Below are 25,014 nucleotides of genomic sequence, written 5' to 3'. Positions count from 1 at the left end.
TTATAACTCGAAATTCGACCTATTATTTATTTGGGAGGAGTGTATGAAAAAAATCTTTTTTTTAACCTGTTATTTTTTTATTGGAATATTTGTTTACTCTCATGATCTTGCCGAGGCTGTTTTTGAGTGCGATATGCCAACCGTTCAAAAATATGTAGAAAAACTTAATGCAGATTTAAATAAAAAAACTGATTGTTATATTGATAATGTTGAAAATCCGACATATTTGTTTATTTCTGTGCATAATCGAAATCAAGGAAGTGAAATTGAAAAACGTAGAATGGTAAAATATCTTCTTGAGCATGGTGCACTAATTGATGATGATACATTTTTTTATGTTTTAGAATTCTCTGATTATGAAATGCTTTGGGTTCTCTACAATTATGGTAATTTTGATAATTACCGCACTATTTCGATTGGAGATATAGAAGCAAGTCATTCTCCAATAAATTCTGTTGTAAATCTTTTTGGGAGTTTATTTGGTAAAGAGTCCGAATATGAGGAATTAGAGAAAAAAAAATGGACTTTATTGGATTACTTTTTATCTAGTTATTTTCATAGATGGCATGAGAGTTATAATTATAATGCACAAAGAAATCTTTATGATGGTGTTTATTATGGTGGTTCGATTTGGGATAATAAAGATACTGATAATTTTTATATGATTGAAGCTCTTTGTAGAATAAGTTCAACTGTTAATTATGAGAACTGCAATCATACTGTATGGCTTATAGCTGAAGATTTAGATCATACTAGAAAATATCTTAGAGAAGGAGGCGCTTTTCGTAATATTGATTTTATGGCAATGAATTTGTTAAAAAATGAAGAATTGGTTTCATTTCTTAAAGATTTAGATTTTTACAAACCTATAAATATAGAATCGAAAAAACTTGGACAAACTGCTTTTTGGATTTTACAGGAATATTTCAAGGGAAAAATAGATAGTAATACTATAAAATTTTTAAAAGCTGTATATTCAGAACGTGTAAATGGAAGTTCAGAAGATATAACTCAAATAATTTTGGATTGTATTAATAGTGGAATAAATTTACATACACAACTTGATAATTTTTCAAAATATAATCCATTTATTTTTGCTGCTATGTATTGCTATCCAGAGACATTGGAAAAGATAATTTCTGTTGATAAAAATTATAATTTAAAAATGTATGATTATGTTAGTGATGATGTAATAAAATTTAGATTTAATGGAGATGTAAAAGATTTTTATAGTATGCCTGTAGATGACATCATATTTGTAAAGTGTCCAACGGAGAATATAAAATTTTTAAGAGAAAAGTTTGGTAGATAGACAATTTTTTAAATTTAGCTATTAAGTTATTCTGTTCTATGAATCTTGCATAAATGTTAAGTTGACACGTTACAAACGTACTTTCGTTGAAAGTAAAATCAACTAACATAAAATAAAATTGAGGAGTCTGATATGTCAGATTTAAAATCAGGTTTAATTCTTGAAGAAGGAGAATCTCTTGTAATGGAGATTGAAGCAGAACTTTGGGCTACAAGTTCAAATCCTTTGGCAATAGCCTTGGGGCAGATTCAGAAATTCTTTGCCAAAATTTTTGGTTATAGAGTTAATGGTTTTCTTGTTATCACAAACAGGAGAGTTGTTGAAGTTAAAAAGGTAATTGAATGTTATTGTTTTAATACAGGAACAACTGTAAAATATTTGCTTCCAAGCAGTGTGAAAGAAATTGGATATGAAAGGACTTCTACTTGTGGATGCTTCTGTCCTGCTTATTATCTTTATTATGAAAGTTTTACTCAGCGAACAAGAGTTATGCTTTCTGGTGCAGATGAAAAAACTGCTCAGAAGACAGTTGATGCTTTCTACAAAGCAATTTCTGCTGCCCAAGTAGGAAATGCATAGGTTTTTCAGATATTTATATTTGAATACTTACTCTTTTCTTTTGTTAATTTGTGGAATAATAATCGCTTTGATTCCTTTTTATAAGGTTTCAAAGTGGTTGATTATTCCGCAAGTGGCAGTCAGCCTGTTTTTTGTGATGAAATCTATGAAACTATTTTCAACATGGAAAGATAAAAAGGTAAAATATAGAATTCTTGTGGAAAAAAACAAAAATGAGTTTCATCCTGAGACTTTTAAAATTTTTATGCAGGCTCCATGTGGTGTTTTATTGACAAAAGTTGTATTAAAGGATTTGGGCTTAAAAAAAAGATATAGCGAAGTGAAAATATATAAGAAAACATTCTTTGATTTTATAAAAGATGGTTGCGCAAATAAAAATCAGGAAACAAGAATTTACATTAATAAGGATATTAAATGATTGTATTAAGCATTATTATAATTTTTATTATTTCAATATTATTAAATTTCTTTTTCGTAAAAAAACTTGAAAATAAAACGAACAGAGTATGCATGAGAGTTTTAAATGTGATTCTGTCTTTTGTATTTATAATACTATTTATTAGTGTTGATATTATGGGTAAACATTTAAACTCATTTATAGACTTAGGCATAGCGCAACTTGAAAAAAAAGTTGATGAAATATATCCAGGTACATTGGAAAAACAAATGAGCACGAAGGAAATAAAAAAAATTCTTGAGAAATCTCTTGAAAAAAATGATGTGAATGGTGTTCAAGCTTTAGCTGATAATATAATAAAAATTAAAATAGAAAAATATACGCTGGTAACGTTGAAAACAATAAATGTGTTGGAACGGGATAATAATAAGCTATCTGTAAAGGATGCCTTGGTGTCCATAAAAGAATTGTCAGTAAATTCCGTGTCTCCATATTTTAAGGTTGTGAAAGTTATATTATTTGTTTTGTATTTGGTATTGGGCTTGCTTTCAATTTTATTGACTTTTTATCTTCAAAAAGATAAGGACTTAAAAAATGACGGAATTGTTTTTGGTGAAGAGTCTGATAAAACTTTCATAGGAATGGAAACTGAATAACTGTATTCCACTCCAAAAATTCATTGTAAAATCCCCAAATACCAAGTAAAATTCCGTTATGAACAAATTCCTTTTTGCCTTGCCTGCGGTTTTCGTCCTGTTTTTCTCGTGCGATTTTTCAGGCGACAATTCCAACGACTACGCTTATTATAAAGTCGCTCCCAGAACGGAAGAATCGCAGTTTTCTCTTCCAGATTCAGGCTTGAAAATCGACATGATAACCATTTTGAATACGGATGAGATTGTTCTTGGAGAGGATGTTGAAAGCGTCACAAAAAATGTTTCCGTTGCTCCGTTCAGCATGTCAAAGTTCGAGGTAAGCTACAATGTGTGGCGTTTTGTTTACAAATGGGCAACTTCTGATTCGCGCGGAGAAAAAAAATATACTTTTGAAAATGCCGGTGCGGAAGGTCTGTACGGAGATTTGAGTAGCAGCAAGCTTTTTAATGAAGGCGGCGAACCGCAGGATAAAGGAATTCCTGTCTGCGGAATAAACTGGCGCGACGCTGTTGTTTGGTGCAACGCGTTGAGCGAATTGTGCGGCCTTTCCCCGGTTTACTGCACGGACTCAGCTTTAAAAAATCCGCTCAGAAGTTCAATTTATGCAGAAGGCGAAACTCCATCAAATATTCCGCTTCCTTTTGGAAACGCAAAAGCAACCGACATGACAAGCCTTGCCAAAGGAAACGTTGACAATCCTTACGTGAACAAAAGTGCGGACGGATTCAGGCTTCCGTACATTTATGAATGGGAATACGCCGCGCGCAAATGCAACGATGGCTCTTTTATAAGCGGAAAAAATGCTCCCGGCGACAAAAGTGGTCCTTGCAGCGGAAACTCAAAGCCCACTCTTATGGACGAAATCATGGGAATTACGCCAACGCCGCCTTCAAAAGTTGCAAGAAATTACGGCTGGAATATGGGCAACTCAAAGAATGACGGACCAAGAGAAACCGCCGCCGGCTGGGACGACAGAAATTCTGCGTGCAAAATTCCTGCGAACGGCTCAATGAGAATACACAAGCAGGGCGGAAAACTTCCTTCCGAACTTGGATTTTACGATCTTGCCGGAAACGCCTACGAATGGTGCTGCGACTTCGGCTCACCCTACGACTGGAAATATGAGGTCTACCCTTACAAAAGCATGAAACAGGGCGGCTACAACGCTTCTTATGTATATTTTGAATCCTGCTACAGAAGAGCCGACCCGGCCTACGTAAAGACCGGCGGACTTAGGCTTGCAAGAACCGTGGAGTGAAGGCTAAAATTTCTTCTTTATTTCCCAAAATCCAAACGGGTCTGTTTTTAGTTCGTGCTCATAAAGCGAAACGACTTTTCCAACATCAAAAAGCATTGCCTTGCAGCTTCCGATGTCAAAGTGTTTTATAAATCCCATTTCGTCAGCTATTTTTTGAATTTTGCACCAGGCTTTTACAGGCGGATTTCCTGCTTCAATAAACCATTCTTCAGGCGGATAGATTTTGTTGATTTCTGCGCTCGGAGCAAACATATCTGAAATTTCTTTTGGAGTGATTTCTTCAACATAATGCATTGCGGTAAGTTTATAAATGTCTACGCCCAAAAGCAGTGCCTTGCCTCCGTTGTGAATGGCAAAATTAAGTCCGCCATTTATAGCTTCTTGCGCATGTTTTCCCCAGCCTGAAATCTGCATGATTCCACTTCCTGTAAGAGTTCCGTTTTGCAGCCTGAAAGTGTCTGCTATAATTCCCATTGCGCTTTTTTTTCTTTCGTTGGGAAGGATTTTTATTTTGCAGGTTATTCCAAGTTTTTTGTCTTCGTCTGTGAGCGGAAGGGCAGGGCTAAGCCTTAATGCCGGCATAAAAATTGTGCCTTCTGAACCGATGCATTCCTTGATCGCGCTGATTACAGTTTCAGCTCCACCTTCAACATGACCAAAACTGCTTAAGCTGCTGTGAACTTCAAGACACATTCCTTCTTGCACGCCGTTTTTCCTAAGCGCATTTACGATAAAGCTCTTGTCCATTTTTTGCTCCGAGTGATTTTTTTTTGAATATCGAGTTTTAGGATTTCTTCAAATTTCTAGTCATTATCGGGCTTGACCCGATAATCTCTTGCAGTTTTTTTACCAAGATTGCCGTGTCAAGCGTGGCAATGACAGTAAATTTACAAAACTCGAAATTGAACTTACTAGAAAATTGTTCTGCGGATTCTACACTTTTTTTTTCATTAAGACAAGATGAATGTTCTTTATTTTCATTATGTTCTTGCTTTATAAAAAAAATTCTTCTATGCAAAAAGAATTAGGCTTTTTCTTTATTCCCCAAATCCAAGCATGATTCCGGCTCCTGCTGAAAAGCCGAGTATGTCGTTGAATGAAAGTTCGACTTTTGCAACAAGACTTGAAATGTTTAGAACAAGACCTAGCGAGAGTTTGTAGCTGAGAAAGAATGAGTCTGTAAAGTCATAAGTTTCTTTAGAATTTTCTATTTCCTCTTTTTTGTTTCCGTCGAATCCAACTCCTAAGCCGCCGCCAACGTAAGCCGCGAGGTTGCTATAGAGCCTTGGACCAAAGCATATTGAAAGCAGCCACGACTGAAGCTTTTCTTCATCTTCAAAGTTCCGCAAGTAGTCAATGCTGAATCCGCCGGCCGTTTCATCTATCAAGCTCAAAGCGTCAAATGAAAAGCCTATTCTGTCCGTGCTGAATTCTTTTTCTTCTACATCCTGATAAGGAGCGGTCGCTGAAACTCCGAAAATCCAGGGAAACTCATTATTGTAATTTCCGTAGTTAAAGTCGCTAGAACTTGAGCCAGAATAATCGTTGTAAGATGAAGAAGTTGAAGTGGAGGCAGGAGACGGATTCCATTCAGTCATTTTTGGAGGAAGGGGAAGACTTTTAAGAAAGTCAGGATATTCAAGGCAGAAGTCTTTGTCGGGGCGGCACTGAATTTCTTCTCCGTTGCTGACATAGCCGTAGACTACGTAGCCCAAATTGTCTGTCCAAGTCGGGTCAATCCAGAACCATACTCCGTCGTTGCGCATTACCCAAAGCCAGGCGTGGTTTGTTGCCCGCGTTCCGTTCTGCGCCTTGTGTGACTTTATATTTTTGTAGCTTGAATTTCCGTAAGTTCTAACAGGAATTCCGTTTTGAAATTTTGTTGCGTTTGAAGTTGAAGTTGGAACTGAAAGCTCGATGACGTTTGGATTTGAATTATTTCCGGCAAGAAAAAATTGACCTTTTCTCATTCCGTTTTTAATGTAAAGACTTTCGTTGTCTTTTATGTCCCAGTACGCAAATTCCGAATAGTCGAAACATACACCGTAAAACGTTATTGTGCGTGTCGTGTTCCCGGACATTTTCTTAAACCGCTCTGCCAGCAAATACGGTTTGTAGTAATCGAGAGGATCTTCACTCCAAGTTCCGCCCGCCTGCGTTGCCGAGTATTGCCCGATGCAAGCAGTCTGAACCGCCAAATCCTGAAGAATGCTGGTAAAGTCATCGGCATATACAGCTGCAATGGAAAAGAATGTAAGGAATAATATGTGCTGATAAAATTTCATGTGCGCTTAGTATACTGGGTTTTTAGAAAAAGGTATATTCATTGTTTTTGGGGAGAAAGTTTTTCATCAATATTAGTAGTTATTTATAACTATCTCGTGCAGCTTTAAACTCATCTGCCATTTTTTCTAGCTCTTCTATACCTTCTAGTTCTCTGCCAGAATATGATTGTCCGTGTTTTTTTAATAAAAGTTCACTTTCTGCTATACAATTGCTTGTTGCTAAATATGCCATGTTTGCAGCATTATATTTATTACCAACTGCATTAATTTTTCTTCCGTCATCCGTTGTTACATAATAACCTGGCTCACTAAAAAAGTAAAATTCTATTCTGGCATTTCTTATAACAAGCTGGATAATTTTTCCGTTTTTTCTATATTTTACACGACAGGCCCAATACCAATTTTCATCATCGAATGTAACATAATGTACTGCTAAATAAACAGGAGATGAAATCTTGGAAAACTCTGTTCCCACAAAACTCAATATATCTTTTTCTGTGAGATTTTCGTTTTCAGTACTTGCAATTGTTACCATTTTGCCTTCTTTGTCAAGCAGTCCAATTATTTCATCAAAATGGTTAATGTCTCTATGTTTAGAATTGGCAGTATTAGTAATTCCAGTGCTTTTCGTTGCAAGCGTGGTTGTATTTTTTGTGGAGGAGCGCTTTCTTCTATAAAAGTTTCTTCCATATCTGAATATGTAAGATTTTTATTTTCAGTACTTGCGATTGTCATCCACCCATCCTGTGCATAAATGTGTGAAAAAATGCAAAATAGAATTGCTATAACAAAAGTTTTCTTCTTCATCTTAAATTTCTCCTTTATGTTGTTTTTTTTGCTAAAAATTGTATCTTACGGGATTTTGTCCTCCAATGTATTCTGGAGGAAGGCACTTGCCATTGTATTTTGTGCGGACACTATCTGAAGCAAGGTCGAGGTCAAACACTTTGCGTGCTCCAAAGAAATGAGGATGCGCTGTGCCGTCATCAAATTCCTCGTGGCAGCCTGTTGCTATATAGACTTCTTGAACTATGCCTGAAATTACAGAAAAAACGTAGTCGGCAGACATTGCTTTGTTTTCTGAACATCTCCACCATTTCCGTGTGGCTTCAACAAGACTTCCTCTGCGTCTTACAACTTCATCATGTGTAAAAAACATTACAACACGTTCGTCAATGTCTTTGATTTGTTCCATAAAATTTTCCCCTTTATATATTTTTCATAAAAAAAAGCAGGAACATTACGGTGTGTGCAATATTCCTGCTGCATAGTAAAAATATTATTTTTTTGTACAGACCATAGTTGTAGTTTTCATTTTACAAACTGCTGTCGTAGAATCCTTGTTTTCCAGTGTGATAACCGATTTTGCTGGACCAACTTTAAAAGTCAGCTCGTAAGATTCTCCGATTTTCTTTAGCTTATATGGACATTCAGAAAATCCATACATCAGCTTTCCGTCAGCTGAAAATTCGAAAACATCTACTCCTTTGCATTCCCATGATGTTGACAAAAATGGGTTTTCCGGAGAGCCTGGCTCAATGGCCACGCCTTCCGACTTTGCAAATAAAGACACCGCGCATAAAAGTACTACAGCAAACATTGAAATACTTTTAAAACCTTTCATAAAAAACTCCTTTTATCGTGATAATTTTCCACGATACATTTAATATAAATGTAATAATACATCTAAATACAGTTATCGTCAACAAAATATACAGAAATATACATTTTATTTAGATGTACATAGTTTTAAAAACATTGCCATAGTATGTGTATGCAGACTTTGCGGCAACAGTTCATTCAGAATCTCAAATTTTTTAGGAAACAAAAGGGAATGCGCCAGCTTGACCTTGCGCTTGAAATCGGAAAAAGCTCAAACTACATAAACAGCATTGAAAACGGCAAGTATTTTCCTTCCCCGGAAACAATCGAAAACATTGCGCTTTCACTTGGAATTGAGCCAGTCCGCCTTTTTGGAAATTGTGAAGAATCAGAAAAAGAAAAAATCACCGAAACTGTTCTTAATATAGAAGAAACCCTCAAAATCGAAGTCCTTGAAAGCATTCAGAAGGCCTTTTCAAAGATAAAGAATGCTTGATTTTTTTTGTAATGGATTTGGTACTATATAGAAGAAAATCAAATTAGTGGTCGTTTTTACATTCCGAACAGATCCGCATGGCTTCCTGTGTCAACAAGCTCAAGAATCAGAATGTCGTTGAAGATTCTGTAAATTAAAAGCAAATCTGGCAGAATATGGCACTCTCGGTTGCCTTTAAGATTTCCTGCAAGCTCGTGGTCGCGGAACCGTTCTGGCAGTTTTTCGCCTCTTTGAAGCAAATCGACTGTTTCTGCAATCTTTCTGATTGAAGATTTATTGCGTTTTGCCATTAGTTTAAGGTGCTTCTTGAAGCGGTTAGTCTGCCGGAGACTGTATTTGTTTTCTGTTTCGCTCATGCATCGATTCCTAGCTCGTCAAGAATTTCCTGAAAATTGTCGTACGTCTTCGCGTCCGGGTCGTTCATAATCTGGTCGGCTTCCTCGCTGGCAAGTTCAATTTCGCTCTTGCGTCTCGTCCGCTGCGGCTTGAACGGCAGCCCGTTTTCCCTCACCGACTGCCTCAAAAACATATTGATTGCGCTCGAAAGCGAAAGCCCCAAATCGTTGTAAAGCTCCGTCGCCTGTTCCTTTAGCTCTTTGTCAACTCTAACATTCATTGCTACTGTGTTCATATTTACAATATATGTTAAAAAGTTGCATTTGTAAAGAAAAATGATTGCATTTATGGTTATTCAGTTTTTTCTAATAGACATACACAATATGCTTTTATTGCGTTGCCTTCTCCCACTGCGTCTTGCTTTTCGTTTGTCTTTGCTTTTACAAAAACTCTTTCTGATGCAGTTTCAAGGATGTTTGCAATTGAACTGATTATTTTTTCTCGCCAAGGAAGCAATTTGGGTTTTTCTGTTTCTACCACGCAGTCAAGATTTTCTAAAGTCCAGCCTGCTGATTTTACGTCTGCCCAGATTTTTTTTAGAAGTTCAGCGGAATCAGCGTTTTTCCATTTTGGATTTTCGCTTGGAAAGTATGAGCCTATATCTCCCATGCCGGAAGCTCCCAAAAGAGAGTCGCTGATTGCATGAAGCAGAACATCTCCGTCTGAATGCCCAAGTTCTCCTTTTTCCGCCGGGATTTCGACTCCGCCCAAAATAAATTTTCTGCCTTCAACAAGCTTGTGCAAGTCTGTTCCAATTCCTATGCGGATCATTTTTGTTTCCTTGGAAATATCCTGAATAAAAGTTATCTTCTTGTTTTTTTCGCTGCCTTCAACAACGTGAACTTTTTTTCCGCCTGTAAAATTTGGAAAAGCGTCCCAAACTTCTGTGTCGTCCGTGAACTCAAGTTTTTTTTGAAAAGCCGCTTTGTGGCATTCAATCAGCGGTTCAAGCAAAAATCCCTGCGGAGTTTGCACGGCTCCCAAATTTTTTCTTACAAGATGACGGCTGATTGTTCCATCCGGCGCAATTTCTTTTTGCGTGTCAACAGGCTGAACTGCCGGAACTGCCGCTCCAAACTCTTGCGTTTTAGAAATCACATCCTGAATTATTTTTTTTGAAACGAACGGACGCGCGCCGTCATGGATTAGGACAATTGAATTTTTATTTTTGATTTTACAAAGTGCCTTGAAAACTGATTCTTGCCTTGTAGCTCCGCCTTCTGCAAAAGTCAGCGTTGTGTTCTTTAAAAGGCTTTCTAATTCTGTGTCGGCAAGCAATGCGGTTTTTGCTTCCTGCTCGCCATCTTTTGGAATGGAAACTATGATTTTTGAAAAATCCGCGGCTTCAACAAAGGCACGGACTGATTCAGAAAGCACAGTTCCTTTTTTTAATGGAAGGTATTCTTTTTTTTTGCCAAGCCCCATTCGGCTGGAAGAGCCTGCGGCGGCTATGACAAGAACTTTATTAATCATCATCCTCGCTGTCAAAGTCTTCGGAATCTTTTTCGTTAGATGAAGTTTCTTCTTCAAACTCATCATCGTCTTCATCTTCGTCAGCAAAGGCTTGTTTCTTTTCAATCTTTAAACCGAGCGGCTCAAGTTTTTCGTGCAGCATGGCTTCAACTTCCTTGTCGGAAATTCCAAAGGCTTCTGCAATTTCGTCCTCAAGAAGTTTTTTTGCATTGTCGTAAAGTTTGCGCTCAAGAATCGGAAGTTCCTTTACTTTTGAGCGGTGGTAAAGACAGCGAACGATTGCCGCAATGTCGCCGATTGTGCCTTTTTTGAGCAGGTCAAGGTTCATTTGGTAGCGGAGTTTCCAGTCGGAAGTAGGAGGCTCAAAGTCGTCGCTGATTGAATTCAGTGCAGCCTGCGCTTCATCTTTTGAAACGATTGCGCGGATTCCTAAGTCCTTTGATTTTGATACAGGAACCATTACATTCATGTCGGAAACTTCAAGATAAATTTTGTAGTAATATGTCGGCTCGTTGTTGAAGTCTTTTTTGAAAATCTCTGTGATTTTTCCAACGCCCTGGCTTGGGTAAACAACTTTTTGGTTTACAGAAAATTCTGTCTTTGGTTTTGCCATAATGAAATTATTATAACACAGTTTCTTTAAAAATTCAACGCTGAAAAAAAATGAGTGAATCGAATGAAAATGAAATTATAATAGTCTTGAAAAGATTCCTCGAGTTTAAAAAAAAGATGCCGAGTTTTTCCTTGAAACTTGTTTTTTTTTCCGACTGACTTTTTGCTTCTATTATGCTATACTTTTCGAAAAATTCTTGGAAACAATGTCTGTAATTTTATAAGTTGTCATTGCCGGACTTGATCTGGCAATCTAATAAACTTTGTGTTGACAGATTTCCGGGCCAAGCCCGAAGATGATACGGCTTTAAATTGACGGCATTGCTTAATGGAGAACAAAATGAATTTAATAGAAGAATATAAGAAATTTCTTGAAGACGGAAAAACTGAACGCGAATGTGTCTCGCTTATAATTCAGCTTGCGGAAAAAAATGGATACAAAGATATTCAGAAAACTGACTCCTTAAAGCCGGGCGAAAAAGTCTATGTGTGCAAACGCAATAAAAGCATCGCGCTTTTTGAAATTGGCACAGGCTCCATTGAAAACGGAATGAATATTCTTGGAGCGCACATTGATTCTCCTCGCTTGGACGTAAAGCAGAATCCGCTTTATGAAAAAGATTTTCTTGTTTATTTGAACACGCATTATTATGGCGGAATAAAAAAATATCAGTGGGTTACTTTGCCGCTTGCCTTGCACGGAGTTGTCTGTTTAAAGGACGGTTCTACTGTAAAAATTTCAATTGGCGAAAAATCCGATGAGCCTGTTTTTTGCATTTCAGATATTCTTCCGCACCTTGCGCAAAAGCAAATGAAAGAAACAGCCGCTGATTTTATAGACGGAGAAAGTTTGGACTTAATCTGCGGAAGTGAAATTCTTTCAGCACAAAATGAAGATTCAGAGTCAAAGGAAAAAGACAAGGCAAAAAAACTTGTTCTGAATATTTTAAAGGAAAAGTACGGAATTGAAGAAAAAGATTTTAATTCTGCTGAACTTGAAGTTGTTCCGGCTGGAGCTCCAAGAGACTTGGGGTTTGACCGCAGTTTAATTTTGGCTTACGGACAAGACGACCGCTCTTGCGCTTACACTTCTGCACAGGCGATGGTGGACAGCAAGGCTTCTTCCAGAACAAACTGCTGCATTTGCGTTGACAAGGAAGAAATCGGAAGCTATGGCGCAACTGGAATGGGAAGCCATTTTATGGAGAACGCAGTTGCGGAAGTTGTTGCCCGGCTTGGTGAATATTCAGAGCTTTCTGTGCGCCGTTGTCTGAACAACAGCTGGATGCTTTCTAGCGATGTGAATTCAGCTTATGATCCAATGAATGCGAGTTTGTTCGACAAGGAAAATTCTTCGTTCCTCGGAGGCGGAATTGTTTTCCAAAAGTATACGGGTTCACGCGGAAAGTCCGGGGCAAGCGATGCTGATCCTGAATTTATTGCAAAGCTTAGAAATGTTCTTGATGCTGGAAATGTAAAATATCAGCTTGCAGAACTTGGCAAAGTTGACCAGGGCGGCGGCGGAACAATTGCGCATCTTGCCGCGAAATATGGAATGTATGTTCTTGATGCTGGCGTTGCGGTTTTGAGCATGCACGCTCCGTGGGAAATCACTTCAAAAGAAGATATTCAGCAGGCGTACAACGGCTACAAGCTTTTCTTGGGAATGAAATAATGTTTGACTATATTCTTTTTGATTTTGACGGAACTTTAATGGATACTTCAAAAGGCGTTTTCAATTCGTTTGACAAAGTTGTTGTCCATTACGATTTAAAAGTTGACCGCGCGGTCTACAGCACGATGATAGGTCCGCCTTTAAAAGAAAGTTTTTCCAAGATTCTCAGGCTTCCAGAAAATGAAATTCAAAACGCAATGCAAGTTTACAGAAGTTATTATTCTGAAAAAGGAATGTTCGAAGCGGAACTTTACAGCGGTGTTGTTGAGCTTATAAAAAATCTGCGCACTGCCGGAAAAAAAGTATTTGTTGCAACGAGCAAGCCAGAAGTTTATGCAAGTCAAATTCTTGAGCGCAAGGGAATCCTAGAACTTTTTGATTTTGTGGGCGGAAGCGACTTGGAAGAAAAATCCCGTGTTGAAAAATGCGATGTTGTAAAATATGTTTTGGAATCAAACGGAATTTCAGGCGAAAAAGAAAAATGCATTTTAATTGGCGACCGTCATTATGATGTGGACGGCGCGCATTCTGCCGGAATAAAGTGCGCGGGAATTCTTTGGGGCTTTGGAACAAGAAAAGAATTTGAAGAGTGCGGCGCGGATTTTATTTTTGAATCTACAAAAAATGTTGAAGCTTTTCTTATTCAAAAATAGTAAATTAAAAATGGAGGCAATTTATGTCTGAAAAAAAATACAACGTGGACAGTTTTAATTTGGATCACACAAAGGTTACAGCTCCTTTTGTGCGTTTGGCTTCTGAAAAAACTGGCAGAAAGGGCGACATTGTAAGCAAGTATGATGTTCGTTTTTGCCAGCCGAACAAGGAATTCATGCCGACTGGAGCGATTCACACTTTGGAGCATCTTGTTGCTGAATATATAAGAGATGAGCTTCCTCGAATTGTAATTGACTTTAGTCCTATGGGATGCAGAACCGGATTTTATCTTACAGTCTGGGGCGACCACGAGGAATCTTATATTGCCGAGCATCTTTGCAATGTTCTTGAAAAAGTTGCTGCTTGGAATAAAGAAATTCCTGGAAGCACAGAAATTGAGTGCGGAAACTTTAAGGACCATGACTTGGAAGGCGCAAAAAAACTTGCTGCCCGCTGGGTTAAGGAAATCAGAGAAAAAGGCTGGAATTGCTACAAAAATTTATCGTAGTTCAGATAAAAAAATAGTGTTAGAATGCGTCTTGGAAATTATAGTTTTCCGTGGTCTTTTTTATAAAAGTATTTTTCTAATTCGTTCATACTTTAGGAGTGTGCAACAAAAACTTTGTCTAAAATAGCGTCAAAGTTTTGTTCACAAGTTTGCGTTGCAAACTTCCTTTATCAAGTGCATATTCTCATTTCATTGCGAATATGCTTAAAAAGTCAAATCGAAAGTTAAAACTTTCTCATTGGCTTTTTATGGGAGAATTGATGAACCTGTTTCAAAAATTCAAGGAGACGTTCTTTTCTGTCTTCCCTATTATGGTGATTGTTCTTTTGCTTTCGGTCACCGTTGCTCCTTTAAGTCTTAACATAATTGTAAGGTTCATTGTAGGAGGAATTCTTGTTGTTGTCGGGCTTACATTTTTTCTGCTTGGCGTTGACATTGGAATTCTTCCTATAGGTGAGCGAAGCGGTGCAGCTCTTACAAGTAAAAAAAATCTTGTCTTGCTTCTTTCTGCTTCATTCTTGATTGGCGTTATGGTTACAATTGCCGAGCCTGATGTTCAAGTTCTTGCGGACCAGATAAAAAGCCTTTCTTCAAATGTAAATAAATGGGGTCTTGTTCTGGGCATTGCGGTTGGCGTAGGTTTCTTTATAACAATCGGACTTTGCAGAACAGTTTTTTCCCTTAAGCTTAGAACGGTCTTGATTATTTCATACATTGCGTTGTTTGCTCTTGCATTCATGTGCCCGAAAGAACTTCAGGGTGCGGCGTTTGATGCAGGAGGAGCGACAACAGGACCTATGACAGTTCCGTTTATCATGGCTCTTGGAATGGGTGTTGCTTCTGTGCGTCATGCAGGCTCTTCAAAGGAAGGCGGAACAAGCGACAGTTCATTTGGTCTTACAGGAATTGCAAGTGTTGGACCTGTCGCCGCAGTTTGTGTTTACGGAATGGTTTTGAATTTTTCTGGCGCAGGCGCATCTTCTCCAGCTTCTGGGTCGGCGGAATCTTCTGCTGACAATCTTCAGGAAGGGCTTTCAGTTTTTATTGAATATCTGCCGGAAGTTGTGCGTGAAGTTTTTATGTCGATGCTTCCGCTTATAATAATGTTTGCGGTTTTCCAGATTTTGCTTTTAAGGCTTCCTCCAGTTCAAATTAGAAAAGTTGCCCAAGGAATTTTGTATTGTTTTTTTGGACTTATTTTGTTCTTGGTTGGAGCGGACGGCGGATTTATGAGCGCAGGAAAAATGCTTGGCAGTGTTCTTGGACAGGCGGCCTTTTCCAACGGCGGAATTTGGGTTGCACTTATAATTATTGTTTCACTTTTGTTTGGGGCGATTACAGTTTGCGCAGAACCGGCGGTTTGGGTTCTTACCGAGCAGGTTGAAACAGCAACTGGCGGAAACATCAGAAGAAAAATTATCCTTGCGACTCTTTCGCTTGGAGTTGCGGCTTCAATCGCATTGTGCATGATCCGCATTTTGTATGGATTCAGCTTGTGGTACATTTTGATTCCAGGCTATGCCGTTGCGCTTCTTTTGACTTTTTTCAGCCCTCCGCTTTTTATGGGAATTGCTTTTGATTCCGGTGGAGTTGCCTCTGGACCTATGACTAGCACATTTATTCTTTCGTTTACAATTGGCGCGGCTTCTGCAAACGGAACTGATTCTGCCGCCGGAGCGTTCGGAGTTATTGCCCTTGTTGCCATGACTCCGCTGATTGCAATTCAGATTCTTGGAATAATTTTCAAACTGAAGACAAGAAAAAAGGAGGTTAAGCAATGAGCGCATTTTATCTTTTATTAGCTGAAGTTCCACAAAATAAAGCTGAGCTTGTTTCTGATTCTGCTGTAAAGGCTGGAAGTTTTGGCGGAACTGTTTTACGAGGAAAAGGAATTTCTTCAAGCGGAATTGCAGATGCTCTTGGGCTTGGTGCAAAAACAAAGGACATTGTTCTTATTCTTGTTGAACAGGAAAACAAAGAGAAAATTTTTTCAGCAATACAAGAAGCCTGCGAAAATGAAAAAAAAGATTTTGGTTACCTTTGCGCTTTGGAGTCGGACACAATGGTAAAAGCAGGAATTATAAAAGGAAAGGAAGGCGATGCTATGTCAGAAGGAAAACAGACTTTAATTTCGGTGATTTTGAATAAAGGTTATGCAGATGATGCGATGGCTGCGGCAAGAAAAGCTGGGGCTGGCGGTGGCACTGTTATAAATGCAAGAGGAACTGCGCGTGAGGACGATGCAAAATTTTTTGGAATGCACATTGTTCCAGAAAAAGAAATGCTTATGATTATTGTTGATTCCGAAAAAAAAGATTCAGTTCTTGATGCGGTAAAAAATCTTGCTTGCTTGCAGGAACCGGGAAGCGGAATTGTTTTCTGTTCAACTGTCAATTCTTTTTCAACTCTTGGGAAAAAATAATGGCAAATGAATTTGAAGTTGAAAATGTTTCTTTAGACGGCTGGAAAAAATATTTTAAAATTCAGCTTTTTAAGGAAATTGACAGCACAAATTCTGAACTTGTCCGCCGTGGAAATTCACTTCTGCCTCTTTTAAATGAAGACGGCTCTTTGACTGTAAATGGCGGAATCTTTAATAACACTCTTGTTGCAGCCGAATCCCAAACTTCTGGACATGGACGCTTGGGACGTTTTTTTTATTCTCCGTCTTTGACTGGAGCGTATTTCAGTTTTTCAGTTGTAAAAGAAGGCGGCATAAAAAATCCTGCGCTGTTTACGGTAAGTTCCGCTGTTGGAGTTTGCCGTGCCATAAAAAAATTGTTTGGGACAACCTGTTCAATAAAATGGGTGAACGATGTTTTTTGCGGCGGAAAAAAAGTCTGTGGAATTTTAACTGAAGGAATTGTAAACTCCTCAAAAGGAATTGTCGAAGCCGCTGTTGTTGGAATCGGCATAAATCTCGCTACTCAAAATGATTTTCCAAAAGAACTTCGAAAAAAAGCAGGCGGAATTTCCTCAGAAGAATTTTTGTCTGAAAAAAAAATAAACAGTCAAAAACTGATATTTTGCTGCATGGATGAAATAACCGCAATCTTAGCTTCTGGTGAAAATATCATTCCTGAATATAAAAAACTTTCTTGTTTGCTTGGCAAGGAACTGGATGTTTCGCCTGTGATTGGTCAGGAAAAATCATTTAAAGCAAAAGCCCTGGACATTACTGATGACGCAGGGCTTTTAGTTGAACTTGCCGACGGAACAAAAAAAATTCTTCATTCCGGCGAAGTTACACTTCATTCATTTTTAGGCTAGAATTTTTTTGCAAGCAAATTTTTCTGTGTTTCTGTATTGTACAAAGCCAAAACTTCAACTGCAAAATTATCTTCAAGGTCGCGCTTGTAATTCTGAATTTTAGAAATGTAATCAAGCGTAATCTGAGGTGTGCTGTTTTTTCTTACTTTGTTTGCTCCGGCATTGTACATTGCAAGAGCTGCGATTTCGTTTCCTGCTGTGTTCAGGCAGAATCTTAAATGCGAAAGTCCGTAATGCGCAGAAGTTTTCGGATCATAAAAATCAGATTCTTCTAGCTTTGGGAAACTTGTGTTGTTCAATTGAAAAAGTCCGCGGTCAATGCTTCCGTTTGTATTTTTGTGCATTGCCGTTACTTTGAAATTGCTTTCTGTATGGGCAAGAGCAAATGCAAGTGAAAGCGGAATATTGAATTCTTCTGCTGACTGAAGCACTGCCTGCGCAACTTCGCGGCTGTTTACAACTCTTGAGTAGTACCATTCAACTGCGGCTCTGCTTTGCGGCTGCTTGTAAAGAATAAGTCCGGCATCGTCTTTGTTTTTAGTTTCAATTACAAGTTCAGGATATTCTTTGTCAAAAATTGATTCGTAATTTACGCTTTGTTCCTGCAATGGTTCAGATTGCGCATTTTCTGAAGCCACAATATTTTCAGCGGACTTTTCCGCAGGAATAAAAATAAGAGTGAATACGCAAAGAGCTACAAAAAACAGGCTGAATGCTACAGTTCCTGAAACAAGTTTGATAAAGTAGTTGTGCTCATAATCCATGGTATATTCTCCATAAAAGTTGTTTTCCTTTCTGTAAAATTTAATAAATGCAAAGGATATGTTCAACTTTTTCTTTATTTTGACAAAAAATAAAAAAATGTTCAAGAGAATTTACTGAAAAACTTTTGAAACTGTTGCGCTATTTTGCAGATAGTGATGTTTTGTTGAAGCTAGAGACTGCGGTCTTAAAACTTTGCAATTTTTTCATCAGAAGCAATAAGCTTTTCATCCGAGCTAAAAAAAATGTAATGCCCGTGCTTTGCCTTTAATTCTGATATAAAAAATTCTGGGTCAACATTTTCTGGAACTGAAAAGCCTATTACGTTTTCGCAGTCTTTTATTCGCCTTGCGCAATGCTTGAAACTTGCCGTGAAGATTTCTTTTTCTTCTTGAGTTTCTGGAGTTTTTTCTGCGGAAGGAATTATTATTGCGAATGATTTTTTTTCTTCAAGTTTTTTTAGCCACTCTCTGAATTCTGCAAGAAATTCTTCATTTGCATTTTCTTCTGAGCCTGTGAGTTCTTGCGTAACATTTATAGAGTAAAGCGCGTTTTTGTCTGGCTCGGAATCATTTTTGCAGGATTTTCCTTCTATATACTTTGCATTTTTTGTGTCAAGCTCAGTTCCGTTTAAAAAATAAATTTTGTTTTTTTCTGAATAAAATTTCGCTTCGATTTTCATTTTCTACCTTTAAATTTGAATCCGTATTTTTTTTGCTTTTCTTTGTACAAAACTGAGTCGGCATATTCAAGCAGGGAATTTATGTCGTATCCGCTTTTTCCGCCGAATGGAGCTGAGCCTATGCTTATTGAAAGTGTAAACGGTTCTCCTGAATTTTTGTTGTATTCATCGCAATAAACTTGAAGCCTGTCTTTTAGCTTTGAAAAATTTTCCTGGTTGAGTCCTGCTGCGAGTATTGCAAATTCATCTCCGCCAAGACGCGCTATTGCATCTGAGGAGCGGAACGTTTTCTTTAAAAGCGCGGCTTCATTTTTTATGGCTCTGTCTCCTGCGGCGTGCCCATGCGTGTCGTTTATTTTTTTCAGCCCGTCAATGTCGCCAAAAAGAACCAGCCCGCTTTGTCCGCTGTTCATGGCTGTTTCAAGAATCCTTGAGCTTATGGAAATAAATCCGCGCCTGTTTAAAAGTCCTGTAAGTTCGTCCGTAACAGAAACTGCACAGATTTTGTTGTAGTCTTTTTCAAGTTTTTTAAGCTTGTTTTTTGCCTGGCTGAAAGTAACTGCGTTTGCAATGCTGGATGAAATCATTTTGCAAACCATTGAGTAAACGGAAGAATCGTAGTCGCCCGGTCTGTAAACTATGTATCCGTAAATCAGCGAATTGTTGAACAAAGTGCAAACATACATTCCGTCCATTGAAGAAAAAATTTCATCAGGGAGCATTTTTGATTTTGGATCAAAATAAATTTTTTCCGAATTGTGGCTGAGAATAAAATTGTTTTGCTTGTCAAATGCTGAAAAAATATAAGTCTTATCTGGAAACTTGAAGAAGTCAAAACGCTCGGTTGAAACTGGAGATTCAAAAAGGCATATTGCCGCCGCAGTTATTCCGTAAGAAATCAAGTCGCTGTTTATTCTTTGCCTTAGACTGTCTAATGTGATTTCGGCTTGCAAAGTTGAGTAGTGCTGAATAATCTGAATAAAATTATTTCTGTTCGCATACCATTTGTTCAGCCCAAAATCCATTATGTTTTTTACGGAAGCTTCAATTTTGTTTCCCTTGATTCCAATTCCAACGCCAGTTGTATCTTTTGGTGAAACGCATCCGCAAGTCTGCCTGAAAACTGGATAGGAACTTATGGCCTTTTTTATTGAAGTGTTTTCGCCGTTTATTATTTTGTACAAAAGCTTTGCTGCGGCTTCAGTTTGCTTTTCTACATTTTGGTTTATAGATGTAAGAGACGGAGTTACACAAGCTGCTCTGATTTCATCGTCGAATCCTGTAACTGTTACTTCCTGTGGAATTTTCACATCGTACATTTTCAGGACATCGAGGCAAGCAAAAGCCATTTCGTCATTTAGCGCGACAATTGCTTCAAAGTCAAATTTGCCATTTCTTTCTCTGTATTCTCTTAAAGCGGAAATCGCTGTGTCATAAGTGAATCCGCCGTAAATTTTTTTAAATTCATCGAATTCAATTTTGTATTTTTTTAAAGTCTGCCTAAAAGCGTTTTCACGTTCACGTGCTTCCTGCGATTCGCCTTCCAAAGTCATTAGCGCAAAATTCTTTTTTTTGTGCGTTAAAATTAAATGCTCTACAAGCTGGCACATGCTTCGTTTGCAGGAAATTGTTATACTTGGAATATCTTCAAATTCGCAGCCTACAGAAACAACCGGCAGCGGAGAAAATGACTTTAAGTACATCCGCAAATATTCAGTTGAAACATTGTTGAGCTGTGTGCAGGTTAAAAAAATCATTCCGTCAACATTGTTGGAATTTATGTGGGAAGCGATAGCAAGATTCTGATATTCATAGTTGAAATTTACGGCGTTCATTGTTCCGATTGGAAAGACAACAAGCTCCGCATTATGTTTTTTCAGGAAATTTTGCGCTCCTTCAACTGCGCGGTTTGTGTATTCTGTTTCAAGATAGTCAACTATGATTGCAATTCTCTTCCTTAGACGCATAACATTATAATTATAGCAGATAATATTTCTGTAGGCAATAAAGATTTTTTTTCTGCGAATTTTTGTTTGGTCAACTTTGAAATTTCCTTAAAAGTTGACTATCATTTTGTTTGACGTTATTATATCAGAATGAATGTAATCCTTGGTATTTCTGCTGCCGAAGGAATCGGAATTGGAAAAGCGTTTGTTCTTCCAGATGAGCAGGAACGAAAAATCCCCAAAAGAAAAATTTCAGCTCAGGAAGTTGACATTGAATGGCAAAGGTTGACTGACGCTTGCTCTCAAGTTCAAAAAGAATTTTCTGATTTTCTTTCGAGCGAGGATATTACAAAGGATCAGCGTGAAGTTCTTGAAACTTACCAGCTTATGCTTTCAGATCCTGTTTTTATGAAAGAGCTTCAGGATTTCTTTTCGAAAAAGCTGCTTAATATAGAATATTCTTTGGATTTTAAAGTCAGGGAATATGCGGATATGCTTCGTAACAGCCACAACGGATATTTGGCGGAGCGCGCACAGGACATTGAAGATGTTTTTAACCGTGTCCTTGATATTTTGCTTGACTATCATCCGTTTGACATTTGGCTTGTTCCTGACGGTGCAGTTATTATCGGCCGCTCTATGAAAACCAGCGACACAGTAATTCTTGGAAAACGGAAAATTGCCGGGCTTGCTCTTACAGAAGGAAGCAGCGCGTGCCACGTAGCCATTCTTGCAAAAAGCTACGGAATTCCTGTTGTTGTTGGAATTGAAGATGCGGCGAATCTTGCCCAAAATGGAGAAACAATTGTTGTTGATGGAAACATCGGTGAACTTATAATTCAGCCTGACGCGGCGACTTTGACAAGCGCAAATGCAAAAATTGTTTCCGAGCAAAAATATAGAGTCAACCTTCAGAAATTCAAGGATGTTCCTGCGGCAACTGAAGACGGAACTATTTTTAAACTTTATGCGAATATTGGAACTCCGGAAGAAGCTCAGCTTGCGTTGGATAATGGCGCAGACGGAATTGGACTTTTTAGAACAGAATTTCTTTTTATGAATTCCGCGCAAAAATTCAGCAAGCAGTCTTCGTCTTCTTACACAAATTCCATGAGCGAGGATGCGCAGTTTGAAGCCTACAAGCGTGTCCTGCAAATAATGGGTGACAAACCTGTTACTATAAGAACTCTTGATGCGGGCGGAGACAAGATTGTTGAAGGCTCTGATATTCCTGCCTTTTCTGAAAAAAATCCGCTGATGGGATTACGCGCAATAAGAATGTCTCTTTACTGTCCTTCTGTTTTTAGAACTCAGCTGCGGGCTTTGTATCGTGCGAGCGTCTACGGAAATTTGAGAATTATGCTTCCGCTGATTACTGATGTTTCTCAAGTTGAAACTGCGCTTGGAATTGCAAAAGGAATTCGCATTTCTCTAAAAGAAGACAACATTCCTTTTAATCCAGATGTTCCGATTGGAATAATGGTCGAAACTGCCGCAGCTGCAATTTGCGCGGACTGCCTTGCTCCTTACTCGAAGTTTTTTTCGCTTGGAACAAATGACTTGACCCAGTATGTTCTTGGCGTTGACCGTGAAAATCAAGCTGTGAATCCGCTGTACAATGAATTTAGCCTTGCCGTTTTGCGCATGATAAAAAATACAATTTTAAATGCTGAAAAATTCAACATTCCTCTTTCTGTCTGCGGAGAAATGGCAGGCAACAAAGAAAGCGCTGTTATTCTTGCCGGAATGGGCGTTAGAAATTTAAGCATGATTCCAAAGCAAATTCCAGTTATCAAGGAAATGCTTTCTCATTTTTCAATAAAGGAACTTGAGAATCTTTCGAACCGTTCAGTATTTTAAAATTCAGGAAATCAGATGAAAAAAAATAAAAAGAAAAAGCCGGATTTTTCAAAACCAAAGCCAGAAAAAAAAGATGTGCTTGAACTTCAGCAGGCAGAAGAAAAAAAAGATGAAGAAAATTCTTCTGTAAAAAAAGAAATTGAAAGCCGCAGAAAAGAACGCAGCCAGAAATTTTTCCCAGACAGAATATATAACAATCTTCCATTGATTGTAATTGCCGGTCGTCCTAATGTTGGAAAATCAACCTTGTTCAATGCTCTTACGCATACAAAGCGCGCCATCACAGATCCAACTCCCGGAGTTACGCGTGATCCTGTTGAAGGAACTTGCTTTTTGTCAGGGCTTCCAGTTCATCTTATGGATACGGGCGGATACAAACTTACTCGGAATTTTAAATCTCGTGAAAGTGAAATGGATGATCTTGTTGTGGAAAAAACTGTCAGCATGTTTCAGAAAGCAGATAGAATTCTTTTGCTTCTTGATGCGACTGAAATTAATTCCGAAGACGAAGAGCTTATTCATTTGCTTAGAAGTTATTCCGACAAATTGATTGTTGCCGTCAATAAAACCGAAGGCGGAAAAAATGAGCATCTTGCCTACAACTACATGAAGTATGGATTTAAAGACATTTCGCTTATTTCTGCATTTCATGGCGATGGTCTGAATGTTCTTCAGGAAAAAATGATTGAAGGACTTGATTTTTCAAAAGTAACTGAAGGCTCTGAAGAAGAGAAACCGATACGCATTGCTATTCTTGGAAAACCTAACGTTGGAAAATCAACTTTGAGCAATGCTCTTACCCATACGGAATCTTCTATTGTGAGTGACTACGCAGGAACAACTCGTGATGTTGTTGAAGGAAGTTTCCGTTATAATGGACGTGATATTCAGATTTTGGATACCGCCGGAATAAGGCGAAAATCCAAAGTCAAAGAAAATGTTGAATATTATTCCGTGAACCGCGCCATAAAAACATTGGATGAATGCGACATTGCTTTTATTATGGTTGATGCGGTTGAGGGGTTGGCGGAACAAGATAAAAAAATTACAGGGCTTGCTTTTGAAAGAGGTCGCGGTGTTATTTTTATTTTGAATAAATGGGATTTGCTTGAAGACCAGGGAAATAAAACTGTAAAGAAAACAAAAGAATGGATTCAGGCAATGTTTGGTCAGATGAACTGGGCTCCGATTATTCCGTTGAGCGCGAAAAACCATGACGGTATAAAAAATCTTATGGACACTGCGTTGGAAATTTATAGCCAGCTTACACGCAAAGTTGACACTGCATCTTTGAATGCAGCGTTAAAAGACTGGCTGTTTAAATATCCGCCGCCAGCAACAAAATCAATTCATTTTAAAATCCGCTACATGACTCAGACTAGCATTAATCCTGTAAATTTCTTGATTTTTGCAACCCGGCCAGACAATGTTCCTTTGACTTATGTTACTTACTTGAAAAATAGAATCCGCGAAGACTTGGGCTTTGATTACATTCCGGTTCAAATTGAAATGAAAGCCAGCCGTCAAAAGTGGCAGAACAGAACTGAACAAAATGAAAAGGAACGCTGATGGCGCAATACAGCATCGGGCAAGTTGAAAAAATTACCGGGGTTAAGTCGCACGTTTTGCGTTATTGGGAAGAAACTGTTCCAGGCTTTGCTCCGCGGAAAGATTATTCCGGCCGAAGAATTTATTCGCAGCGTGATGTGGAAATTGTTTTAAGGCTGAAATATCTAATTTATGTAAAAAAGTTTACGATAGAAGGCGCAAAAAATCAGATTATAGAAGATGCGGAAAATGTTCAGAACAATCCAGATGCTGTAATGGAAATTAGAAAAATTCGGGCGGATTTGAGCGAGCTTTTTTTTGAAATTCAAAAAGCCAAGAAGCAAGAGGAAAATTAATGGAAGATAAAATTCAACTTAAGTGGTACGAAAAACGGCAGGGAATAAAGCTTAAGGATAAAATAAAATCTGAACAGAGAAAAAAAGAATTTCTTGAAAAGCAGAATTCAAAGAAAAACAATGCTTCTGAAAAAAAACAGCTAAGTTCAAAAAGAATTCATTCTCTTCAAAAATCCAAATTTATAAAGCCGCTGGAAGATTTATTTTCTGCTGAAAAAATTCCAGAAGATGCAAAAAAAATAATTGAAGAATTTGACAAAGTTGTTGAGTCAACGCATCCGCTTAATTCCAAGCAGAAACTTTTGCTACCAAAGCAAATTCGTAGCCTTAGCCATTTTCTTACGGATGAACGTGGAGAGCGTCGGCTTGGCTATATGAATCAGACTGTTCTTTTGAGCGCGTATGTTCATTATTATACTTGGTGGAATCTTGTGCGGCTTGTTCGGCTTTTTTCAAATATTGATAAAAAGTTTTTTGATGTAAAAGATTCTTCTGTTTTTCTTGATCTTGGTTCTGGACCTCTTACTGTTCCTCTTGCGCTTTTTTTGTCTCGTCCTGAGCTTAGAAAAAAACATATTACTTTTTATTGCCTTGACATTTCACAGCAGGCTTTGGCTTTTGGTGAAAATATTTTTTTGTCAGTTGCCGCGCGTTTAAAATGCGAGCCGTGGAAAATTGTCCGTGTGA

28 protein-coding genes and 1 pseudogene are annotated in these 25,014 nt (G+C 38.1%); 16 read left to right on the top strand and 13 right to left on the bottom strand.

All coding sequences use genetic code 11. The annotated features are described in order from the left end of the window. Nucleotides 1-43 precede the first annotated feature (43 nt). From B4C08_RS11185 to B4C08_RS11165, 5 genes are all read left to right on the top strand, one after another. Complete coding sequence (locus B4C08_RS11185) at nucleotides 44-1,312, top strand: hypothetical protein (protein WP_296665403.1); 1,269 nt, start codon at nucleotides 44-46, stop codon at nucleotides 1,310-1,312. A gap of 132 nt (nucleotides 1,313-1,444) precedes the next feature. Beyond that, the gene (locus B4C08_RS11180; RefSeq protein ID WP_296665401.1) at nucleotides 1,445-1,891 is read left to right on the top strand and encodes a hypothetical protein; all 447 of its coding nucleotides are present in this window, start codon (nucleotides 1,445-1,447) and stop codon (nucleotides 1,889-1,891) included. A 67-nt stretch (nucleotides 1,892-1,958) separates the two neighbouring features. Beyond that, nucleotides 1,959-2,309 (top strand): hypothetical protein, encoded by a 351-nt coding sequence (locus B4C08_RS11175; RefSeq protein WP_296665399.1) that lies wholly within the window; start codon nucleotides 1,959-1,961, stop codon nucleotides 2,307-2,309. 92 nt (nucleotides 2,310-2,401) lie between these two features. Then, nucleotides 2,402-2,944, top strand: coding sequence for a hypothetical protein (locus B4C08_RS11170; RefSeq protein WP_296665397.1), 543 nt, complete (start codon nucleotides 2,402-2,404; stop codon nucleotides 2,942-2,944). A 58-nt stretch (nucleotides 2,945-3,002) separates the two neighbouring features. Then, nucleotides 3,003-4,202, top strand: coding sequence for a formylglycine-generating enzyme family protein (locus tag B4C08_RS11165; RefSeq protein ID WP_296665395.1), 1,200 nt, complete (start codon nucleotides 3,003-3,005; stop codon nucleotides 4,200-4,202). Nucleotides 4,203-4,205: 3 nt separating this feature from the next. On the opposite strand, the gene B4C08_RS11160 is transcribed toward B4C08_RS11165, so the two are convergent. From B4C08_RS11160 to B4C08_RS11135, 6 genes are all read right to left on the bottom strand, one after another. Then, nucleotides 4,206-4,949 (bottom strand): AAC(3) family N-acetyltransferase, encoded by a 744-nt coding sequence (locus tag B4C08_RS11160; RefSeq protein WP_296665393.1) that lies wholly within the window; start codon nucleotides 4,947-4,949, stop codon nucleotides 4,206-4,208. Nucleotides 4,950-5,239: 290 nt separating this feature from the next. Then, entirely contained in the window at nucleotides 5,240-6,487 is a 1,248-nt protein-coding gene (locus B4C08_RS11155; protein WP_296665391.1) for a hypothetical protein, read from the bottom strand. Between the two features lie 79 nt (nucleotides 6,488-6,566). Then, nucleotides 6,567-7,022, bottom strand: coding sequence for a hypothetical protein (locus B4C08_RS11150; RefSeq protein WP_296665390.1), 456 nt, complete (start codon nucleotides 7,020-7,022; stop codon nucleotides 6,567-6,569). Nucleotides 7,023-7,048: 26 nt separating this feature from the next. Further along, nucleotides 7,049-7,294 carry a hypothetical protein gene (locus B4C08_RS11145; protein ID WP_296665388.1) on the bottom strand — a complete coding sequence of 82 codons (246 nt, stop codon included), beginning with the start codon at nucleotides 7,292-7,294 and terminating at the stop codon, nucleotides 7,049-7,051. 31 nt (nucleotides 7,295-7,325) lie between these two features. Beyond that, on the bottom strand, nucleotides 7,326-7,682 hold the full coding sequence (locus tag B4C08_RS11140; protein ID WP_296665386.1) for a hypothetical protein: 357 nt from the start codon (nucleotides 7,680-7,682) through the stop codon (nucleotides 7,326-7,328). A gap of 84 nt (nucleotides 7,683-7,766) precedes the next feature. Continuing rightward, nucleotides 7,767-8,111, bottom strand: a complete 345-nt coding sequence (locus tag B4C08_RS11135; protein ID WP_295795866.1) for a hypothetical protein — start codon at nucleotides 8,109-8,111, stop codon at nucleotides 7,767-7,769. 144 nt (nucleotides 8,112-8,255) lie between these two features. Here B4C08_RS11135 and B4C08_RS11130 point away from each other — a divergent pair, with 144 nt between their 5' ends. Further along, nucleotides 8,256-8,585 carry a helix-turn-helix domain-containing protein gene (locus B4C08_RS11130; RefSeq protein ID WP_349675604.1) on the top strand — a complete coding sequence of 110 codons (330 nt, stop codon included), beginning with the start codon at nucleotides 8,256-8,258 and terminating at the stop codon, nucleotides 8,583-8,585. 56 nt (nucleotides 8,586-8,641) lie between these two features. On the opposite strand, the gene B4C08_RS11125 is transcribed toward B4C08_RS11130, so the two are convergent. From B4C08_RS11125 to B4C08_RS11110, 4 genes are read right to left on the bottom strand one after another with little or no spacing between them, the layout of a single operon-like run. Continuing rightward, nucleotides 8,642-8,941, bottom strand: coding sequence for a type II toxin-antitoxin system YafQ family toxin (locus tag B4C08_RS11125; RefSeq protein WP_296665383.1), 300 nt, complete (start codon nucleotides 8,939-8,941; stop codon nucleotides 8,642-8,644). Further along, nucleotides 8,938-9,216 (bottom strand): type II toxin-antitoxin system RelB/DinJ family antitoxin, encoded by a 279-nt coding sequence (locus tag B4C08_RS11120; protein ID WP_296665381.1) that lies wholly within the window; start codon nucleotides 9,214-9,216, stop codon nucleotides 8,938-8,940. Before B4C08_RS11120 ends, B4C08_RS11125 begins: the two co-directional genes overlap by 4 nt. 56 nt (nucleotides 9,217-9,272) lie before the next feature. Continuing rightward, nucleotides 9,273-10,454, bottom strand: a complete 1,182-nt coding sequence (ispF, locus tag B4C08_RS11115; protein ID WP_296665379.1) for a 2-C-methyl-D-erythritol 2,4-cyclodiphosphate synthase — start codon at nucleotides 10,452-10,454, stop codon at nucleotides 9,273-9,275. Then, nucleotides 10,447-11,067, bottom strand: coding sequence for a CarD family transcriptional regulator (locus tag B4C08_RS11110; protein ID WP_296665377.1), 621 nt, complete (start codon nucleotides 11,065-11,067; stop codon nucleotides 10,447-10,449). Before B4C08_RS11110 ends, ispF begins: the two co-directional genes overlap by 8 nt. A 339-nt stretch (nucleotides 11,068-11,406) precedes the next feature. Between B4C08_RS11110 and B4C08_RS11105 the strand changes: the two genes are divergently transcribed. The 6 genes from B4C08_RS11105 (at nucleotide 11,407) to B4C08_RS11080 (ending at nucleotide 17,173) form a co-directional block, all read left to right on the top strand. Continuing rightward, a complete protein-coding gene (locus tag B4C08_RS11105) occupies nucleotides 11,407-12,741 on the top strand; it encodes an aminopeptidase (protein WP_296665375.1) in 1,335 nt (444 codons plus the stop codon). Then, a complete protein-coding gene (locus tag B4C08_RS11100; protein ID WP_296665373.1) occupies nucleotides 12,741-13,394 on the top strand; it encodes an HAD hydrolase-like protein in 654 nt (217 codons plus the stop codon). Before B4C08_RS11105 ends, B4C08_RS11100 begins: the two co-directional genes overlap by 1 nt. Nucleotides 13,395-13,417: 23 nt before the next feature. After that, a complete protein-coding gene (locus B4C08_RS11095; protein WP_296665371.1) occupies nucleotides 13,418-13,903 on the top strand; it encodes an S-ribosylhomocysteine lyase in 486 nt (161 codons plus the stop codon). A 260-nt stretch (nucleotides 13,904-14,163) separates the two neighbouring features. Continuing rightward, nucleotides 14,164-15,684, top strand: coding sequence for a DUF1538 domain-containing protein (locus B4C08_RS11090; protein WP_296665369.1), 1,521 nt, complete (start codon nucleotides 14,164-14,166; stop codon nucleotides 15,682-15,684). Continuing rightward, nucleotides 15,681-16,325 (top strand): P-II family nitrogen regulator, encoded by a 645-nt coding sequence (locus B4C08_RS11085; protein ID WP_295795841.1) that lies wholly within the window; start codon nucleotides 15,681-15,683, stop codon nucleotides 16,323-16,325. The genes B4C08_RS11090 and B4C08_RS11085 overlap by 4 nt, the downstream gene beginning before the upstream one ends. Continuing rightward, nucleotides 16,325-17,173 (top strand): biotin--[acetyl-CoA-carboxylase] ligase, encoded by an 849-nt coding sequence (locus B4C08_RS11080; RefSeq protein ID WP_296665367.1) that lies wholly within the window; start codon nucleotides 16,325-16,327, stop codon nucleotides 17,171-17,173. Before B4C08_RS11085 ends, B4C08_RS11080 begins: the two co-directional genes overlap by 1 nt. Here B4C08_RS11080 and B4C08_RS11075 read toward each other — a convergent pair. From B4C08_RS11075 to B4C08_RS11065, 3 genes are all read right to left on the bottom strand, one after another. Beyond that, a complete protein-coding gene (locus B4C08_RS11075; RefSeq protein WP_295795837.1) occupies nucleotides 17,170-17,937 on the bottom strand; it encodes a lytic transglycosylase domain-containing protein in 768 nt (255 codons plus the stop codon). The two genes, B4C08_RS11080 and B4C08_RS11075, sit on opposite strands and share 4 nt — an antisense overlap. Nucleotides 17,938-18,122: 185 nt before the next feature. After that, nucleotides 18,123-18,617 (bottom strand): hypothetical protein, encoded by a 495-nt coding sequence (locus tag B4C08_RS11070; protein WP_296665365.1) that lies wholly within the window; start codon nucleotides 18,615-18,617, stop codon nucleotides 18,123-18,125. Beyond that, on the bottom strand, nucleotides 18,614-20,584 hold the full coding sequence (locus tag B4C08_RS11065; RefSeq protein ID WP_296665363.1) for a GGDEF domain-containing protein: 1,971 nt from the start codon (nucleotides 20,582-20,584) through the stop codon (nucleotides 18,614-18,616). Before B4C08_RS11065 ends, B4C08_RS11070 begins: the two co-directional genes overlap by 4 nt. Before the next feature lie 129 nt (nucleotides 20,585-20,713). Here B4C08_RS11065 and ptsP point away from each other — a divergent pair, with 129 nt between their 5' ends. The 4 genes and pseudogenes from ptsP to B4C08_RS11045 all read left to right on the top strand — a co-directional run. Beyond that, nucleotides 20,714-22,423 carry a phosphoenolpyruvate--protein phosphotransferase gene (gene ptsP / locus B4C08_RS11060; protein WP_295795831.1) on the top strand — a complete coding sequence of 570 codons (1,710 nt, stop codon included), beginning with the start codon at nucleotides 20,714-20,716 and terminating at the stop codon, nucleotides 22,421-22,423. Nucleotides 22,424-22,438: 15 nt separating this feature from the next. Continuing rightward, complete coding sequence (gene der / locus B4C08_RS11055; RefSeq protein ID WP_296665360.1) at nucleotides 22,439-23,992, top strand: ribosome biogenesis GTPase Der; 1,554 nt, start codon at nucleotides 22,439-22,441, stop codon at nucleotides 23,990-23,992. Further along, on the top strand, nucleotides 23,992-24,327 hold the full coding sequence (locus B4C08_RS11050) for a MerR family transcriptional regulator (protein ID WP_295795827.1): 336 nt from the start codon (nucleotides 23,992-23,994) through the stop codon (nucleotides 24,325-24,327). The genes der and B4C08_RS11050 overlap by 1 nt, the downstream gene beginning before the upstream one ends. Beyond that, nucleotides 24,327-25,014 (top strand): annotated as a pseudogene (locus B4C08_RS11045) (hypothetical protein); the annotation flags it as partial. The gene B4C08_RS11050 and the pseudogene B4C08_RS11045, both read left to right, overlap by 1 nt.

Origin of the sequence: Treponema sp. UBA753, assembly GCF_002297325.1 — a bacterium.
GTDB lineage: Bacteria > Spirochaetota > Spirochaetia > Treponematales > Treponemataceae > Treponema_D.
This window is presented reverse-complemented; position numbering and strand designations above follow the sequence as displayed.

What these genes read in the sequence shown, in the direction of transcription:
- B4C08_RS11070 (WP_296665365.1), bottom strand. Translation starts at nt 18,617, where the DNA reads ATGAAAATCGAAGCGAAATTTTATTCAGAAAAAAACAAAATTTATTTT.
- B4C08_RS11090 (WP_296665369.1), top strand. Translation starts at nt 14,164, where the DNA reads ATGAACCTGTTTCAAAAATTCAAGGAGACGTTCTTTTCTGTCTTCCCT.
- B4C08_RS11185 (WP_296665403.1), top strand. Translation starts at nt 44, where the DNA reads ATGAAAAAAATCTTTTTTTTAACCTGTTATTTTTTTATTGGAATATTT.
- B4C08_RS11160 (WP_296665393.1), bottom strand. Translation starts at nt 4,949, where the DNA reads ATGGACAAGAGCTTTATCGTAAATGCGCTTAGGAAAAACGGCGTGCAA.
- B4C08_RS11050 (WP_295795827.1), top strand. Translation starts at nt 23,992, where the DNA reads ATGGCGCAATACAGCATCGGGCAAGTTGAAAAAATTACCGGGGTTAAG.
- B4C08_RS11135 (WP_295795866.1), bottom strand. Translation starts at nt 8,111, where the DNA reads ATGAAAGGTTTTAAAAGTATTTCAATGTTTGCTGTAGTACTTTTATGC.
- B4C08_RS11125 (WP_296665383.1), bottom strand. Translation starts at nt 8,941, where the DNA reads ATGAGCGAAACAGAAAACAAATACAGTCTCCGGCAGACTAACCGCTTC.
- B4C08_RS11080 (WP_296665367.1), top strand. Translation starts at nt 16,325, where the DNA reads ATGGCAAATGAATTTGAAGTTGAAAATGTTTCTTTAGACGGCTGGAAA.
- ispF (WP_296665379.1), bottom strand. Translation starts at nt 10,454, where the DNA reads ATGATTAATAAAGTTCTTGTCATAGCCGCCGCAGGCTCTTCCAGCCGA.
- B4C08_RS11120 (WP_296665381.1), bottom strand. Translation starts at nt 9,216, where the DNA reads ATGAACACAGTAGCAATGAATGTTAGAGTTGACAAAGAGCTAAAGGAA.
- B4C08_RS11170 (WP_296665397.1), top strand. Translation starts at nt 2,402, where the DNA reads ATGAGAGTTTTAAATGTGATTCTGTCTTTTGTATTTATAATACTATTT.
- B4C08_RS11095 (WP_296665371.1), top strand. Translation starts at nt 13,418, where the DNA reads ATGTCTGAAAAAAAATACAACGTGGACAGTTTTAATTTGGATCACACA.
- B4C08_RS11140 (WP_296665386.1), bottom strand. Translation starts at nt 7,682, where the DNA reads ATGGAACAAATCAAAGACATTGACGAACGTGTTGTAATGTTTTTTACA.
- B4C08_RS11105 (WP_296665375.1), top strand. Translation starts at nt 11,407, where the DNA reads ATGAATTTAATAGAAGAATATAAGAAATTTCTTGAAGACGGAAAAACT.
- B4C08_RS11165 (WP_296665395.1), top strand. Translation starts at nt 3,003, where the DNA reads ATGAACAAATTCCTTTTTGCCTTGCCTGCGGTTTTCGTCCTGTTTTTC.
- B4C08_RS11100 (WP_296665373.1), top strand. Translation starts at nt 12,741, where the DNA reads ATGTTTGACTATATTCTTTTTGATTTTGACGGAACTTTAATGGATACT.
- B4C08_RS11065 (WP_296665363.1), bottom strand. Translation starts at nt 20,584, where the DNA reads ATGCGTCTAAGGAAGAGAATTGCAATCATAGTTGACTATCTTGAAACA.
- B4C08_RS11075 (WP_295795837.1), bottom strand. Translation starts at nt 17,937, where the DNA reads ATGGATTATGAGCACAACTACTTTATCAAACTTGTTTCAGGAACTGTA.
- B4C08_RS11130 (WP_349675604.1), top strand. Translation starts at nt 8,256, where the DNA reads ATGTGTATGCAGACTTTGCGGCAACAGTTCATTCAGAATCTCAAATTT.
- ptsP (WP_295795831.1), top strand. Translation starts at nt 20,714, where the DNA reads ATGAATGTAATCCTTGGTATTTCTGCTGCCGAAGGAATCGGAATTGGA.
- B4C08_RS11145 (WP_296665388.1), bottom strand. Translation starts at nt 7,294, where the DNA reads ATGAAGAAGAAAACTTTTGTTATAGCAATTCTATTTTGCATTTTTTCA.
- B4C08_RS11110 (WP_296665377.1), bottom strand. Translation starts at nt 11,067, where the DNA reads ATGGCAAAACCAAAGACAGAATTTTCTGTAAACCAAAAAGTTGTTTAC.
- B4C08_RS11180 (WP_296665401.1), top strand. Translation starts at nt 1,445, where the DNA reads ATGTCAGATTTAAAATCAGGTTTAATTCTTGAAGAAGGAGAATCTCTT.
- der (WP_296665360.1), top strand. Translation starts at nt 22,439, where the DNA reads ATGAAAAAAAATAAAAAGAAAAAGCCGGATTTTTCAAAACCAAAGCCA.
- B4C08_RS11150 (WP_296665390.1), bottom strand. Translation starts at nt 7,022, where the DNA reads ATGGTAACAATTGCAAGTACTGAAAACGAAAATCTCACAGAAAAAGAT.
- B4C08_RS11085 (WP_295795841.1), top strand. Translation starts at nt 15,681, where the DNA reads ATGAGCGCATTTTATCTTTTATTAGCTGAAGTTCCACAAAATAAAGCT.
- B4C08_RS11155 (WP_296665391.1), bottom strand. Translation starts at nt 6,487, where the DNA reads ATGAAATTTTATCAGCACATATTATTCCTTACATTCTTTTCCATTGCA.